Genomic DNA, 14,412 nt, shown 5'->3' with positions numbered 1-14,412 from the left:
CGCTGACACCCGCTGGCGTCGGCCCCCGCCCGGCGGGCGGGGGCGGTCAGATCCGGACCGCGGGTACCGGCCCGGGGTTCTCACCGACGTCCACGGGCAGTGGTGACCTGCCGGCCCGCACGTTCTGGCGCCGTTCGAGCCAGCGGGCGGTCAGCGACAGCGAGCCGTTCACGATGATGTAGATCACGGCCAGGGTCGTGTACAGGGGGAGTGCGTAGCGCCCGCCCAGAACCTCCACGGCGGACCGGCCCTGCCGCAGCAGCTCGGTGTAGCCGATGACGTAGCCGAGTGAGGTGTCTTTCAGCAGGGTGACGAGCTGGCTGACGAGCGTCGGGGCCATCCGGCGCACTGCCTGCGGGAACTGGATCGACAGGAAGATCTGCGTGCCGCGCAGTCCGAGTGCCTCCGCGGCCTCGGTCTGCCCCCGGTCGATGGACAGCACGCCGGCGCGGAAGATCTCGCTGAGCACGGCGCCGTTGTAGGCGGTGAGGCCGAGCACGAGGGCCCAGAAGGCGGAGAGCTCCAGGCCGAGCGCGGGCAGTCCCAGATAGGCGAAGAAGATCAGCATGAGCAGCGGCAGGCCGCGCAGGATCTCCACGATCGCGGCGGCGGGGGCCCGGACGGCGGGGCGTTTCGACAGCCGCGCGAAGGCCAGCAGGGTTCCCAGGACGATGGCGAGCACCATCCCGGTGGCGGCCGCGCGCAGCGTGTCGAGCAGGCCCTCCCACAGCAGCGTCCGCAGGTCGGGTTCGTCGAGCAGGACGCGCCACAGCTTCGGGTCGAGCTGGCCGGCGTCGTCGAGGCGCAGCACGGCGAGCACGGCGAGCGCCGCCAGACCCGCTCCGGCGAGCAGGCTCGCGATGAGGATCCGCCGCCGTCCGCGCGGGCCGGGCGGATCCGCCATCTGGAGGCTCATCGGGGGACCCCGGCGAGCCGCCGCTCCGCGAAGCCGACCGCCGCGGCCAGCGACAGGGTCAGCACCAGGTAGCCGGCGATGCCCGCCAGCAGCACGGCGATGACGTCGCCGGGATTGGCTGTCGACAGCCGCTGGCTGACACTCGTCAGCTCCTCGACGCCGAAGGCCGCCGCGATCGAGGTGTTGCGGATCAGCGCGCTGCAGACGCTGCCCAGCGGCTGGATGACGTTGCGGAAGGCCTGGGGCAGCACGACCAGCCGCAGGGTCTGCGAGAAGGTCAGCCCGAGGGCGCGCGCGGCCTCGGGCTGACCGGCGTCCACGCCGTTCACGCCCGCGCGCACGGCCTCGCAGACGAACGCCGTGTGGTAGATCGTCAGCGCCATTACCGCGAAGATGAAGAAGCTGAAGCGAACGTCCACCTGTGGCAGGACGAAGACCACAAAGAAGAACACGACGGTCAACGGCGTGTTGCGAACTGTCTCCACGTAGGCCGTTCCGGCCCAGCGCAGTGGCGGGACCGGGCTGACCCGCATGGTCGCGAGGAGGCTGCCGAGCAGCAACGCCGCCACCGCGGTGCACACGCTCAGCTTGAGGGTCTGGAGGAAGCCCGCGCGGAAGATGTCGAGGTTGTCGAGGACGGCGTCGATGGGGACCACCCGTTGTGGATCAGCCGGATCAGCCGGATCAGGCGGGTCGACCGGGAACCGGCCCGCTACCGGACGAATCCGGGAGCGGGCCGGCGTGGGTCAGGACGAAACGGTCAGGAGACGTAGCGGTCCACGGCGGGGGGCGTGGGCATGTCCGGCTCGACCTTGCCGATCGTGGACTCGTAGGCCGCCTCATACCGGCCGTCGCTGTAAGCGGCCTCCAGGGTGTCGTTGATGAACGTGCGGAACTGCTCGCTGCCCTTGGCGATGCCGATGCCGTAGGGCTCCGTGCTGAAGGGCTTGCCCACGAGCTTGAACGTGCCCGGGTCGGAGTCCATCAGGCCGAGCAGAATCGCGTTGTCGGTGGTGACGGCGTCCACCTGCCGGTTCTTGAGCGCCTCGGCGCACTTGCTGTACACGTCGAAGAGGGTGAGCTGCGCGTCCGGGGCCTCGCTGCGGATACGTTCCGCCGGCGTCGATCCGCTCACGGAGCAGACCTTTTTGCCGGCCAGCGTGTCCTTGCCGGTGATGGCGGACTCGTCGGCCCGCACCATCAGGGTCTGGCCGGCGACGTAGTAGGGCCCGGCGAAGTCGACGATCTGCCGGCGCTTGTCGTTGATGGTGTAGGTGGCCACCACCATGTCGACCTTGTGCTGCTGGATGAACGGCTCCCGGTTCACCGACACCGTCTCGACGAACTTCACCTTGTCGGCGGGAATCCCGAGGGCGTTGGTTATGATCTTCGCGATCTCGACGTCGAAGCCCTCGGGCTCGCCGCGCAGGTTGCGCAGCCCGAAGAGCGGCTGGTCGAACTTGGTTCCGACGGTGATGGACCCGGCGGACTGGAGCTTGGCCATGGTGCTGCCGGCCGGGAAGGTAGTGGTCGCGGGTGCGGCCGCGGTGTCGCTCTCGTCATCGTCATCGCCACCGCAGGCGGCCAGCGCGAACGTCGCCACCAGGGCCGTGGTCAGGACGAGGGCGACGCCGCGCGGTGAGCGGCGCCGGGGTGCGGGTGGGCCGGCGGTGGCCGCCGGCGAGGTCGCGCGGGCCGACCGCTGTCTGGTCCGGGTGAGCGACATGCGCATGGCAATCCCCTCCAGGGAATCTGGCAGCTGCGTTCGGGCGGCGGGGCCGTGTCTTCGGTCGGGTGTCGCCGGTCGGTCTGTTGCGTTGCCGGTCGGGTCTGATGGCGGATCCGCTCAGTGGGTGAGCACCTTGGCCAGGAAATCCGCCGCGCGCTCGCTGCTCGGTGCCGCGAAGAAGGACTCCGGCGGCGCGACCTCCAGCAGCCGGCCGTCGGCCATGAAAACGACGCGGTCGGCCGCCGAGCGAGCGAAGCCCATCTCGTGGGTCACGACGATCATCGTCATTCCGGACGACGCCAGCGACCGCATGACGTCGAGAACCTCCTGGATCATCTCCGGGTCGAGCGCGGAGGTGGGCTCGTCGAAAAGCATCAGCTTCGGTTCCATCGCCAACGCCCGGGCGATCGCGGCGCGCTGCTGCTGCCCGCCGGAAAGCTGGCGCGGCAGCCGGTCGGCCTTGTCCGCGATTCCCACCCGCTCCAGGAGCGCGCGGGCCCGCCGCTCGGCCTCGGCGCGCCCGACTCCGAGCACCTTGCGCGGACCGAGCGTGATGTTGTCGAGCACCGTGCGGTGCGCGAACAGGTTGAACGACTGGAAGACCATGCCCACCTGGGCGCGCATGCGGGCGAGTTCCCGCCCTTCGGCGGGCAGCGGACGTCCGTCGAAGGTGATTCGCCCTTCGTCGATGGTCTCCAGGCGGTNCACGCATCTGCACAGCGTGGATTTGCCTGAGCCCGACGGGCCGATGACACACACGACCTCGCCGGCGTGGACCTCAAGATTGATGTCACTCAGGACACGGTTCTTCCCGAACGACTTTCCGACACCCTCCAGGGTCACCAACGGCATGACACACTCCCGGGTCCTGGGAACGGGAACGTGTGGGCCGGCGCGGGCCGCCCGCGCCGGGTCTGGCGGCCCCGGGCGGCCGGAAGGCCTCGCCGCATCTTGCTCGCGCGCATTTCTGGATTTTACGCCCCAATCATCCGCAATGGCGACGCTTTGTGAGGAGTCGCGCCTGTGGGTCACCGGCGTATGGCGTGCCGTTCCGGCGGGTATGAGGTGGGCCGTTTCGCGCCGACCCGCCCCGGCTCGCCGGTGGAACGGGCACGTCGGAGGGCGTGCGCCCGGCCGTTGACCGTGTGCGGCGCGTTGCGGCCCGCTGATCCCGCGTCCCGAAACCGCGGTCCCGGCGACGCACGCGGAGCGGGCCTTGGCGCGGCGCGTATCCCATCGTCCCGCATCCGGTGACGTCCGCCGCCGATCACCGCGCACCGGCGCGCCGAACGGCATCCGCCCGCGGGCCGTAGGCTGGTCGGGTGAGCGGCCGCAGCTATCAGGTCCGGACGTTCGGTTGTCAGATGAACGTGCACGACTCCGAACGGCTAGCCGGCCTCCTTGAGTCCGCCGGCTACGTGCCGACCGCGCAGGGAGCCGACGCCGACGTCGTCGTGTTCAACACCTGCGCGGTCCGCGAGAACGCCGACAACCGGTTGTACGGAAACCTCGGTCATCTGTACCCGGCGAAGAAGAGCAACCCCGCGATGCAGATCGCGGTCGGTGGGTGTCTGGCCCAGAAGGATCGTTCGGTGATCCTGGAGCGCGCGCCCTGGGTCGACGTGGTGTTCGGCACGCACAACCTGCACCGGCTGCCGGTCCTGCTGGAGCGCGCCCGGCACAACTCCGCCGCCCAGGTGGAGATCGCCGAGGCGCTGGAGGTGTTCCCCAGCAGCCTCCCCGCCCGCCGGGCGAGCCATCACTCGGCGTGGGTCAGCATCAGCGTCGGCTGCGACAACAGCTGCACCTTCTGCATCGTCCCCAGCCTGCGCGGTGGCGAGCGGGACCGGCGCCCCGGTGACGTGCTCGCCGAGGTCGAGGCACTGGTGGCCGAAGGCGCGCTGGAGATCACGCTGCTCGGCCAGAACGTGAACTCCTACGGGCGCTCGCTGGGCGACCCGGGGGCCTTCGCCAGGCTGCTGCGCGCCTGCGGCCGGATCGAGGGCCTGGAGCGGGTGCGCTTCACCTCCCCGCATCCCCGCGACTTCACCGACGACGTCATCGAGGCGATGGCGCAGACCCCGAACGTGTGCCCGCAGCTGCACATGCCACTCCAGTCGGGGTCGGACTCCGTGCTGCGGCGAATGCGGCGCAGCTACCGCCGGGAGCGTTTCCTCGGCATCGTCGAGCGGGTGCGCGCGGCGCTGCCGGACGCGGCGATCACCACCGACATCATCGTGGGCTTTCCGGGCGAGACGGAGGCCGACTTCGCCGACACTCTCGACGTCGTCCGGGCCGCGCGGTTCGCGGGAGCCTTCACCTTCAAGTACTCCCCGCGGCCGGGGACGCCCGCGGCCGAGATGGACGGCGCGGTCGATCCGGCGGTTGTCTCGGAGCGCTACGAGCGGCTGGCGAGCCTGCAGGACGAGATGTCCTGGGCGGAGAACCGTGCCCAGGTCGGGCGGCAGGTCGAGGTCCTCGTCTCCGAGGGGGAGGGCCGGAAGGACTCCGAGACCGGCCGCCTCTCCGGGCGCGCGCGGGACGGGCGGCTCGTCCACCTGCTGGTGACCGACCCGCACGCCGCCGACGGGGTCGTCCGGCCCGGAGACGTGATCGAGGCCGTGGTGACCAGGGGCGCGCCCCACCACCTCACCGCCGACGGTCCGCTGCGCAGCCACCGGCGGACCAGGGCCGGTGACAACTGGGAGGCCGCCCGGTCCGGCGGGGCGGCGGGCGCGGCCGGGGGTGCCACCGCCGCGGGCGGCGCCACCGCGGAGGATTCCGCTGTGGGCCGGCCCGTGGTCTCCCTCGGTATGCCGGCGCTCCGGCCGAGCACGCCCGCGCGGTGACTCTGCTCGCCGCGGCGGTCTGCCCGCACCCCCCGCTGCTCGTCCCGCAGGTCGCGGGCGAGGACCCGATCGACGTGCGGGAGCACGCCCTGTCCGCCGTGCGGCGGCTGTGCGCCCTGGAGCCGGACCGGATCGTGCTGGTCGGTGACGACGGCGCGGACACCGCGTACGACGGGACGTCCACCGGCTCGCTCGCCGGGTTCGGGGTGGATCTCAGTTTCCCGCTCGCCCCGCCGGCCGAGGCGGCGGGCGGCTCGGGTGCCGGGTCCCGTCCCACCGCGGCGGTTCCCGGGGCCGGGCGGCGCCTCCCGCTCTCGCTGACGATCGGTGCCTGGCTGCTGCGGCAGGTGGGGTGGCCGGGCCACCGCGAGGCCCGGGGTGTGCCCGCGACGACGACCCCGGCGGCCGCGGCCGCGCTCGGCGCCGGCCTGGTCGCGGCGGCGGAGGCGGACGGGGCCCGGCTGGCCCTGCTGATCATGGGTGACGCCAGCGCCCGGCGCACGGTCAAGGCACCCGGCAGCCTCGACCCGCGGGCCGCGGCCCACGACGCGTCGGTCGCCGCCGCGCTCGCGGCCGTGGACGTCGACGCCCTGCTGGCGCTCGATCCGAGCCTCTCCCGTGACCTGCTCGCGCCGGGGCGGGCGTCCTGGCAGGTCCTGGCGGGGGCGGTGCGCCGGGCGACGCCGGCGGAGCCGGCCCGGTCCTGGACGAGCCGGGTCCGCTACGACGACGCTCCGTTCGGGGTCGGCTATCTGGTCGTCGGCTGGGAACCGGTGGGCGGCCGGTGACGACCCGCGGCGGCCCGGTCGTCGCGGTGGTGGGACCAACGGGAGCGGGCAAGAGCGACTGGGCTGTCGAGATCGCGCTGGAACTCGGCGGGGAGATCATCAACGCCGACTCCATGCAGCTCTACCGGGGAATGGACATCGGGACGGCCAAGATCCCCCTCGACGAGCGCCGGGGGGTGCCGCACCATCTGCTCGACGTCTGGGAGGTGACCCGCACCGCCGACGTGGCCAGCTACCAGACCGACGCCCGCCGGGTCGTCGACCGCCTGCTCGCGGCCGGTCGGACTCCCGTCCTCGTCGGCGGCTCGGGCCTCTACGTGCGGGCCGTGCTGGACGATCTGGCCTTCCCGGGGACGGATCCGGTGGTGCGGGCCGCGCTGGAGGCCGAGCTCGCCGAGGTCGGGCCGGGGCCGCTGCACGAACGGCTGGCGCGGCTGGCGCCGGCCGCCGCGGCGGCGATCCTGCCGAGCAACGGGCGACGCATCGTCCGTGCCCTGGAAGTGGTGGAGCTGACCGGCACTTTCGAGGCGACGCTGCCCGAGCACCGGTCGGTCTACGACGTCGTCCAGGTCGGCCTGGACCGCCCGGACCTCGACGAGCGGATCGAGCGCCGGGTCGAGGTGATGTGGCGGGCCGGGCTCGTCGACGAGGTCGCCGGCCTGGCCGCGCAGGGGCTGCGGGAGGGGCGGACGGCCTCGCGTGCCCTCGGCTACGCGCAGGTGCTGGCCGCCCTCGACGGGGCAATGGAGTCCATGGCCGAGGCCAAACAGGCCACAACAACGGCTACCAGGCGTTTTGCACGTAGGCAAAGGTCCTGGTTCCGGCGCGACCGGCGGATATCCTGGTTCGAATCTCCGGACCTCGCCGCGGTGCGNCGTCTGGTGTGCTCACTCTGACGTGTGCCGGGCCTCGCGCCACGGGACCACGGCTGATCCGTCGGCCTGACCCGTCAGTCGGGGCCCCGGCCCTCCCGGCGTCTGGAGTCCGACGTGACCGCGCTCGACCTTGCCCTGGTTCCCGCGCTGTACGCCTCGTTCGACGACGGCACGTTGCGCCTGCACTACCAGCCCGACGTGGACCTGCGCAACGGCTCCGTCCCGGGTATGCGGGCACATCCGCGCTGGGCGCACCCCGAGCTGGGCCTGCTGGGCCCGGAGGCGTTCATGCCCGTCGCGGCGGCCGCCGGGCTCGTCGGCCAGGTGCATCAGTGGGTGCTGCGGATGGCGGTGACCGAGGCCCGCACCTGGCACCGGATGGCGGCGGGCACCGCGGTGCGCCCGCCCAGGCTGTGGGTGCGCGTCGAGGGCGCTCAGCTCGCCCGGCCGGAGTTCGCCGCGGAGGTGGAACGGCTGGTGCTCGGCCGCTCGCTGCCGCCCGGGGCGGTCGGCCTCCAGTTCACCGAGGACGCCCTGGCCTTCGCCGCACCCGGCCTGCCCCGGCTGCTCGGGCGCCTGCACGCCCTGGGGATCGCGGTCGGGGTCGACGCCTTCGGCACGTGGTCCGGATCGTTGTCCACGCTGGAGGCGCTGCCGCTGAACCTCGTGCGGATCGACGGCCGGTTCCTGCGGGCGACCATCCGCGACCTGGAGGGGCAGGCTGCGTTCGCGTCCCTGGTGGGCGTCGCCCACCGCCGGCGGCTGGTGGTGGTCGCGGAGGGTGTCGACACGGCGCGGCTCGCGACCGCCGTGGGCAGGCTGGACTGCGACCGGGTGTCCGGGCCGCTGTTCTGCCCGCCCGTTCCGGTGGAGGACGCGCGGTTGATCGCGCTCGGTCGCGGGCGGCCGGACCGCTGGTACAAGCCGTCCGCCGACTCCTGGACCGATGTCGGCAACCGCTCCGCCGGGCGGCCGCCCGGGCCCACCCCGGCGCGCGACCCGTCCAGGCCGGGCCACGACCCGTCCAGGGCGGGCCACGACCCGTCCAGGGCGGGGCATGACCCGCGTAGGGCCCGTTCCGGCTGTTCCGGGCGTACCGACCGACCTCGGGCGACCGCGGCGGGCTGAGTGCCCGGCGCCGTACGATCGCCGCGTGCGGTACGTCAAGGGACACGGGACGGGCAACGACTTCGTCATCATTCCGGATGCGGACGGAGAACTCGACCTCACCGGAGACCTGGTGCGCGCGATCTGCCACCGGGGCAAGGGTGTCGGCGCCGACGGCGTGCTGCGGGTGGTGCTCGCCGCCGCGGAGCCCGCGGCCGCCGCGTTCCGGGGCGCGGCCCGCTGGTTCATGGACTACCGCAACGCCGACGGTTCCATCGCCGAGATGTGCGGCAACGGGATCCGCGTCTTCGCCCGTTATCTGGTGGACGCCGGTTACGAGGCGCCCGGCGAGATGGTGGTGGCCACCAGGGCGGGCCTGCGTCTGGTCGAGGTGCCGCCCACCGGCGACGTGAGTGTGGAGATGGGCCCCCCGGCGTTCGGTGCCGGTCCGGTACCGGTCACCGTCGTGGGCCGGGAGTTCGCGGCCGTCGCGGTCTCGATGGGCAACCCGCACGCGGTCTGTTTCGCCGACGACCTCGGGCCGGGGGAGCTGGCCGGCCTCGATCTTCGGGCTCCCGTCTTCCCCGCGCAGGCGTTCCCCGAAGGCGTGAACGTCGAGGTCGTCGTGCCGACTGGCGACGGGGTCGCGATGCGGGTGTTCGAGCGGGGAGTCGGCGAGACGGCCTCCTGCGGTACCGGAGCGTGCGCGGTCGCGGTCGCCTGGGCGGCCCGGGCCGACGGCGCGCCACCGGCCGAGGTCCAGGTCGATCTGCCCGGGGGCCGGCTGGCCGTCGAATGGCGGCCGTCGACGGTCGTCCTGCGTGGGCCGGCCGTCCTCGTGTCCGATGGTGTCCTCCGGCCGGACTGGCTGCGCCTGGCGCGCGGTGCCGTCGGGGCAGCCGTCTCGGGACGAAGGACCGGCTGCGCCCACGGGTAAAGGGTTCGCGATCGCGGCAACGCCGTGTCACTCTTGGCTGGTGGATGTTCCGCTGGCCGGAGCCGACGGGCCGCGGCCGGCGGTGCCGCGCCGCCCCGACCGGGGCGGGCGAGGAATGACACGGCCACCGCGCCGCGTTGAGAACGGATGGTATGAGTCTTCGCACCGACGCCGTCACGGCGTCCACCCGGTACCCGACCTCGAACCCTGACAGCGACAGCGACGACGAGGGCGTGGTCCGCCTCGACGCCGCCGAAAGCTTCGCGTTCTTCGACGAGCAGGGCGACGGTTTCGACCTGGAGGAACGCAGCGCACTGCGCCGCATCCCGGGTCTCACCACCGAGCTCGAGGACGTCACCGAGGTCGAGTACCGCCAGCTCCGCCTGGAGCGGGTCGTGCTGATCGGCGTGTGGACCTCGGGAACGCCCGCCGAGGCCGAGGCGTCGATGACCGAGCTGGCGGCACTTGCCACCACGGCCGGCTCGATGGTCCTGGAAGCAGTCGTGCAGCGCCGTGACCGGCCGGACGCCGCGACCTTCGTCGGCTCCGGCAAGGCCCGCGAGCTCGCCGAGATCGTCCAGGCCACCGGAGCGGACACGGTGATCTGCGACGGTGAGCTGACCCCCGGGCAGCTGCGGCAGCTTGAGGAGGTCGTCAAGGTCAAGGTCATCGACCGGACGGCCCTCATCCTCGACATCTTCGCCCAGCACGCGACGTCCAAGGAGGGCAAGGCCCAGGTCGAGCTCGCCCAGCTCCAGTACATGCTCCCGCGGCTGCGGGGCTGGGGTGAGTCGATGTCCCGGGCCGCCGCGAGCAGTGGTGGCCGGGCTCCCATCGGAACCCGCGGTCCCGGTGAGACGAAGATCGAGACCGACCGGCGGCGACTGCGTACGCGTATGGCCAGGCTGCGGCGGGACCTCGCTGGAATGGCAACGGTCCGGGCGACGAAGCGATCCGCGCGCCGGCGGGGTGACATCCCGGCGGTCGCGATCGCCGGCTACACCAACGCCGGGAAGTCGTCGCTGCNCAACCGGCTGACCGGCGCCGGGGTGCTGGTGGAGGACGCGCTGTTCGCGACCCTCGACCCGACCGTGCGGCGGGCCACGCTGCCGGACGGGCGGGTGTTCACCCTCGCGGACACCGTCGGCTTCGTCCGGCACCTGCCGCACCAGATCGTCGAGGCGTTCCGCTCCACGCTGGAGGAGGTCGCGGACGCGGACCTCGTCCTGCACGTGGTGGATGGGTCGGCCCCGGACCCGATGGGCCAGATCGCGGCGGTGCGCGAAGTCCTCGCCGAGATCGACGCCGCCGGGGTGCCCGAGCTCGTCGTGGTCAACAAGGTCGACGCGGTCGACCCGACGACGCTGGCGGTGCTGCGCAAGGCGATTCCGGACGCGGTCCTCGTCTCGGCGCGCTCCGGGGCCGGCCTGCCGGAGCTGGTCGACGCGCTGTCCGCGCGGATACCGCACCCGGAAGTCGAGATGTCCCTGCTGGTGCCCTACACCCGCGGCGACCTCGTCTCGCGCATCCACCGTGAGGGCGAGGTGCTGAGCCTGGAGCACACGGGTGCCGGTACCGAGGTGGCCGCCAGGCTCCCCGCCGGTCTGGCCGCGGAGCTGGAACCGTACCGGGTCGCCCAGCAGCCCAGCACCGCCCAGCAGCCCAGCACCGTGCCGTAGCCCCCGGGGATCAGGGGCAGGCCGCCTTAGCGCCCGGGCCGGGCACCGCCAGGGTGCCCGCCCGGCGCTTTGTCGTGTCGCCGCTCAGGCCCTGCCGGTCAGAACCTGGCCGTCGTACCCGACGCGGCGGTAAGGGCGCGCCTCAGACCCGGCGCATGACGGCGACGATCCGGCCGAGGATTGTCGCGTCCTCGGCGGGGATGTCAGAGAAGGCCGGGTTCTCCGGGGCGAGCCACACTCGGCCGTCACGCTGGCGAAAGCGCTTGACGGTCGCCTCGCCGTCGATCATCGCGGCCACGATCTCGCCGTTGTCCGCCACCGGCTGCTGCCGTACGACGACGTAGTCGCCGTCGCAGATCGCCGCGTTGACCATCGACTGGCCCACCACCCTGAGCAGGAACAGCGTGCCTTCGCCGACGATCTCCTTCGGCAGCGGGAAGACGTCCTCGATGGCCTGCTCGGCCAGGATCGGCCCACCAGCGGCGATCCGCCCGACCAGCGGCACGTAGGTCGGCGTGCCACCTTCCACGGCGACCGGGCCGGCGGGCTCCGCGGACCTGCCGGCGGCCCGCGCCCGGGCGCCCGCCCGCTGCCCGCCGATCGGGAGCACCTCCATCGCCCGCGGCCGGTTCGGGTCGCGGCGCAGGAAGCCCTTCTCCTGGAGCACCTTGAGCTGGTGGGCGACGCTGCTGGTGCTGGTGAGACCGACCGCCTCGCCGATCTCCCGGACGCTGGGCGGATAGCCGCGCAGCTCCACGGCACCCCGAATGACCTCGAGTATCTTCTTCTGTCGTTGGGTGAGGCCCGAGGCGTCCGGTGGGCTGTCGGGAAGATCGCGGACGTTGCCGCGTGCCTCGCCCTGGCGGGTACGTCCCTGGCTGGTCATGGCCTACCGCTCTCCCTGTCGATTTTCTCCGCCGGGGCTCCCGCCACCGGCCTCCCCGCGACCGGGCGGTCGGTGGTCCTGCTCGTGGTGACCCACCCGGTCGATCTATCTCTTTGTCCTATTAGTAACTTCTGACCGGTTCGGGTGATTCTTCGTGCTCGCTGCTTCTCGCACGATCGTCCACAACTGATCGTCCTTGACGGTAGTCGGCCGGTCGCCGAATCTCAAACGTCTGTTCGAGCGTGTCGGGGGAAGTGTGCGTGGCGGCCGTGTAAGAATCGCTCAGGTGTTCGATCGAACGAATGTTCGCGCCTGGGAGGTTGACGTGGCCCACTGCGATGGCGTCACTGGTGGCGGTGGTTCGGTCGGCGCCGGCACGAGAGCGCCCGCGGCTGTTCCGGGGCGGCGGGTCGCGCTCGTCGGCGCGGTCGCGCCCGGCGGGCGGCGGGCCTCCGGGCGCCGGGGTGCCGGGGTCGGCGGCGTGGCCGTGCGCAGCCGGGCGGTGCGCGGCCGGGTGGTTCGGGGGCAGGTCGTGCGGGGCCGGTCGGTGCCCGCGGTCGACCGGCGGCGGATCGGTCGTCCGGGCACCGCCCACTGCCGGGGCGGCGGCCAGGTCGCCTTCCCGGCGGTGGGCGCGGGCGGCTCCGAGGTCCCGGCGGCCGGGGCGGGGTCGGCGCAGATCATCGTGATGCCCGGCATCCAGTGGCGGGTCCTGGCGGTGTCCGGGGCGTTGGCTCCGCACCGCACCAATCCGCACCGACCCGAACAGCACCGACCCGAACCGCCGGCGCCGCACCGGTTGCCGCCGGCGCCGCGTCGGTCGGTACCGGCGCCGCGTCGGTCGGTGCCGGCACAGCGGCTGCCCGAGACGCTTCGGCCGCGCCGGGAGCGGCGGCAGCCGCCCCTGCGGCTGACCAGGCGCGGCCGGGTCGTCGTGATGGCTCTCACGAGTGCGGCGCTCGCCGTGGTCCTCTCGCTGGCGCTGGTCACGGCCTCGCAGGCATTCACCGGCGGCCAGGAAAGCTATCGGACGCACCTGGTACGGCCGGGCGAGACGCTCTGGGAGATCGCGCTGGGGGCGAACCCCGACGCCGACACCCGCGAGGTCGTCCGGCAGCTCATGTCCCTGAACGACCTGCGCACCCCGGCGCTCCTGCCGGGTCAGGAGCTTCGCCTTCCCTGACGCGCCGCGGGCGCCTGCCGGGCGGTGCCGGGGTGGTCACGGCGCGGGAACCGGGTGACACGCCGGCGGGGGCGGTGTCGGAAGAGTCGGGCGTGTGCGCTACGGTGAACACAACATCTTGTAGTTACATACCGGTAAGTCATCCACAGCTTGTGCGCCGCTATCCACAGGTCGTCGGCAGGTCGCTCGCAGGAGCAGCCCGTCGGCGGCGGTGGGCCCGTCGGAGTCGCTCCGCGCGCGGCGGCGTTGGCCTGCCCGGCATCGAGAGGAGTGGGCTGTGCGGTGTCCCTTCTGTAGGCATCCCGACAGCCGTGTCGTCGACAGCAGGGAGGCCGAGGAGGGCGCCGCGATCCGGCGGCGGAGATCCTGCTCGGCCTGCGGGCGCCGGTTCACGACCATGGAGGAGGCATCGTTGCNGGTACGGAAGCGCAGCGGTGCCACCGAGCCGTTCAGCCGGGCCAAAGTGATCGTCGGCGTGCGCAAGGCGTGCCAGGGGCGTCCCGTCCGGTCGGACGACCTCGCGCTGCTGGCCGAGCGGGTCGAGGAGACGGTGCGTTCCTCCGGCTCCGCGGAGGTCGCGGCCGAGGATGTCGGCCGGGCGATCCTGGGCCCGCTGCGCGAGCTGGACGAGGTCGCCTACCTGCGGTTCGCCTCGGTGTACCTCGCGTTCGAGTCACTCGCGGACTTCGAGGTCGCCATCGCCGCACTTCGTGCTGAGGCTGGGCACGAATCTGAGCGGGGCGGAATCGTCGCGGTCGCGCCGGCCCTGGCCGTGGCGGCCGAGCAGGGCCCGGCCGTGCCCACGGTCCGGGCCCCCCGGATGGGCCGCTGACCCACGGGGCGACGAGGCCCCGGGTCCATGCTCCGACCCGGTGGGTGCCGGCCGGGCCTGCGTCGCAGGTCAGGGCGCCGCCGGCACCAGACGTATCACTGACATCGGCTGACTCACGTCGGCTGACCTACATCGGCGGTCGCGCACCCCGCGGGCAGCGGTGGTCGCGCGTGCCGCCACAGAACCCGGAAGCACGTCCGACCGGTCAGCGACGAGGCTGACCCGGTCTTTTCGCCGTGCCCACACCCCGGCCGGCCGGCTCGGAACACCTGGCCCGGGCGGGCAGGTGGGCCCGGCCGCGGCTGTTGAACCTGTCGAGAGCGAACACGAGGAGTGCCATGACCGAGACCCGCGGCAAGGGCGGCAGATCGGCCGCGAAGGCGGCCGGGCTGAAGATCCGGCGGGTTCGAACCACACCCGGGGTCCACCCCTACGACGAGGTGGAGTGGGAGACCCGGGACGTAGTCATGACGAACTGGCGGGACGGTTCCGTCAACTTCGAACAGCGTGGGGTGGAGTTTCCGACCAGCTGGTCGGTGAACGCGTCCAACATCGTGGCCAGCAAGTACTTCCGTGGCGCGCTGGGATCCGCCGAGCGCGAGTCGTCCCTGCGCCAGCTGATTGACCGGGN

At 72.8% G+C, this 14,412-nt stretch carries 11 protein-coding genes and 6 pseudogenes; 11 read left to right on the top strand and 6 right to left on the bottom strand.

What is annotated here, in order from left to right; translation table 11 throughout:
• Positions 1-46: 46 nt before the first annotated feature.
• The 5 genes and pseudogenes from UG55_RS15045 to UG55_RS37370 all read right to left on the bottom strand — a co-directional run.
• A complete protein-coding gene (locus UG55_RS15045; protein WP_066068725.1) occupies positions 47-916 on the bottom strand; it encodes an amino acid ABC transporter permease in 870 nt (289 codons plus the stop codon).
• Complete coding sequence (locus UG55_RS15040; protein ID WP_066068824.1) at positions 913-1,563, bottom strand: amino acid ABC transporter permease; 651 nt, start codon at positions 1,561-1,563, stop codon at positions 913-915. The genes UG55_RS15045 and UG55_RS15040 overlap by 4 nt, the downstream gene beginning before the upstream one ends.
• A gap of 113 nt (positions 1,564-1,676) precedes the next feature.
• Positions 1,677-2,648: a glutamate ABC transporter substrate-binding protein gene (locus tag UG55_RS15035; protein ID WP_066068723.1), complete on the bottom strand. Its 972-nt coding sequence runs from the start codon at positions 2,646-2,648 to the stop codon at positions 1,677-1,679.
• A 114-nt stretch (positions 2,649-2,762) separates the two neighbouring features.
• A pseudogene (locus UG55_RS15030) lies at positions 2,763-3,349 on the bottom strand (amino acid ABC transporter ATP-binding protein); the annotation flags it as partial.
• A gap of 1 nt (position 3,350) precedes the next feature.
• A pseudogene (locus UG55_RS37370) lies at positions 3,351-3,497 on the bottom strand (ATP-binding cassette domain-containing protein); the annotation flags it as partial.
• Positions 3,498-3,967: 470 nt separating this feature from the next.
• On the opposite strand from UG55_RS37370, the gene miaB reads away from it, so the two are divergent.
• The 7 genes and pseudogenes from miaB to UG55_RS37360 all read left to right on the top strand — a co-directional run.
• A complete protein-coding gene (miaB, locus tag UG55_RS15025; protein WP_083986820.1) occupies positions 3,968-5,494 on the top strand; it encodes a tRNA (N6-isopentenyl adenosine(37)-C2)-methylthiotransferase MiaB in 1,527 nt (508 codons plus the stop codon).
• On the top strand, positions 5,491-6,282 hold the full coding sequence (locus tag UG55_RS15020) for a hypothetical protein (protein ID WP_066068714.1): 792 nt from the start codon (positions 5,491-5,493) through the stop codon (positions 6,280-6,282). The genes miaB and UG55_RS15020 overlap by 4 nt, the downstream gene beginning before the upstream one ends.
• Positions 6,279-7,156 (top strand): annotated as a pseudogene (gene miaA, locus UG55_RS15015) (tRNA (adenosine(37)-N6)-dimethylallyltransferase MiaA); the annotation flags it as partial. The gene UG55_RS15020 and the pseudogene miaA, both read left to right, overlap by 4 nt.
• A 115-nt stretch (positions 7,157-7,271) precedes the next feature.
• Entirely contained in the window at positions 7,272-8,285 is a 1,014-nt protein-coding gene (locus UG55_RS15010; RefSeq protein ID WP_066068707.1) for an EAL domain-containing protein, read from the top strand.
• Between the two features lie 25 nt (positions 8,286-8,310).
• The gene (gene dapF, locus UG55_RS15005; protein ID WP_066068705.1) at positions 8,311-9,201 is read left to right on the top strand and encodes a diaminopimelate epimerase; all 891 of its coding nucleotides are present in this window, start codon (positions 8,311-8,313) and stop codon (positions 9,199-9,201) included.
• Between the two features lie 152 nt (positions 9,202-9,353).
• Positions 9,354-10,227 (top strand): annotated as a pseudogene (gene hflX, locus UG55_RS37365) (GTPase HflX); the annotation flags it as partial.
• A 1-nt stretch (position 10,228) separates the two neighbouring features.
• On the top strand, positions 10,229-10,880 hold a 652-nt coding region (locus UG55_RS37360; protein ID WP_242424427.1), incomplete at its 5' end, for a GTPase HflX.
• A gap of 142 nt (positions 10,881-11,022) precedes the next feature.
• On the opposite strand, the gene lexA is transcribed toward UG55_RS37360, so the two are convergent.
• The gene (lexA, locus tag UG55_RS14995; RefSeq protein ID WP_066068699.1) at positions 11,023-11,766 is read right to left on the bottom strand and encodes a transcriptional repressor LexA; all 744 of its coding nucleotides are present in this window, start codon (positions 11,764-11,766) and stop codon (positions 11,023-11,025) included.
• 286 nt (positions 11,767-12,052) lie between these two features.
• Between lexA and UG55_RS37355 the strand changes: the two genes are divergently transcribed.
• The 4 genes and pseudogenes from UG55_RS37355 to UG55_RS37345 all read left to right on the top strand — a co-directional run.
• Positions 12,053-12,949: a LysM peptidoglycan-binding domain-containing protein gene (locus tag UG55_RS37355; protein WP_242424424.1), complete on the top strand. Its 897-nt coding sequence runs from the start codon at positions 12,053-12,055 to the stop codon at positions 12,947-12,949.
• 277 nt (positions 12,950-13,226) lie between these two features.
• Positions 13,227-13,365: pseudogene (locus tag UG55_RS37350) on the top strand (transcriptional regulator NrdR); the annotation flags it as partial.
• Position 13,366: 1 nt separating this feature from the next.
• A partial coding sequence (locus UG55_RS14985; protein ID WP_242424423.1) for an ATP cone domain-containing protein occupies positions 13,367-13,781 on the top strand: 415 nt, incomplete at its 5' end.
• A gap of 338 nt (positions 13,782-14,119) precedes the next feature.
• Positions 14,120-14,411, top strand: a pseudogene (locus UG55_RS37345) (vitamin B12-dependent ribonucleotide reductase); the annotation flags it as partial.
• Position 14,412 lies beyond the last annotated feature (1 nt).

This window comes from Frankia sp. EI5c, from assembly GCF_001636565.1.
In the GTDB taxonomy this organism is placed as follows: domain Bacteria; phylum Actinomycetota; class Actinomycetes; order Frankiales; family Frankiaceae; genus Parafrankia.
The sequence above is the reverse complement of the archived record's forward strand: the minus strand, read 5'-3'. Positions and strand labels throughout refer to the sequence as shown.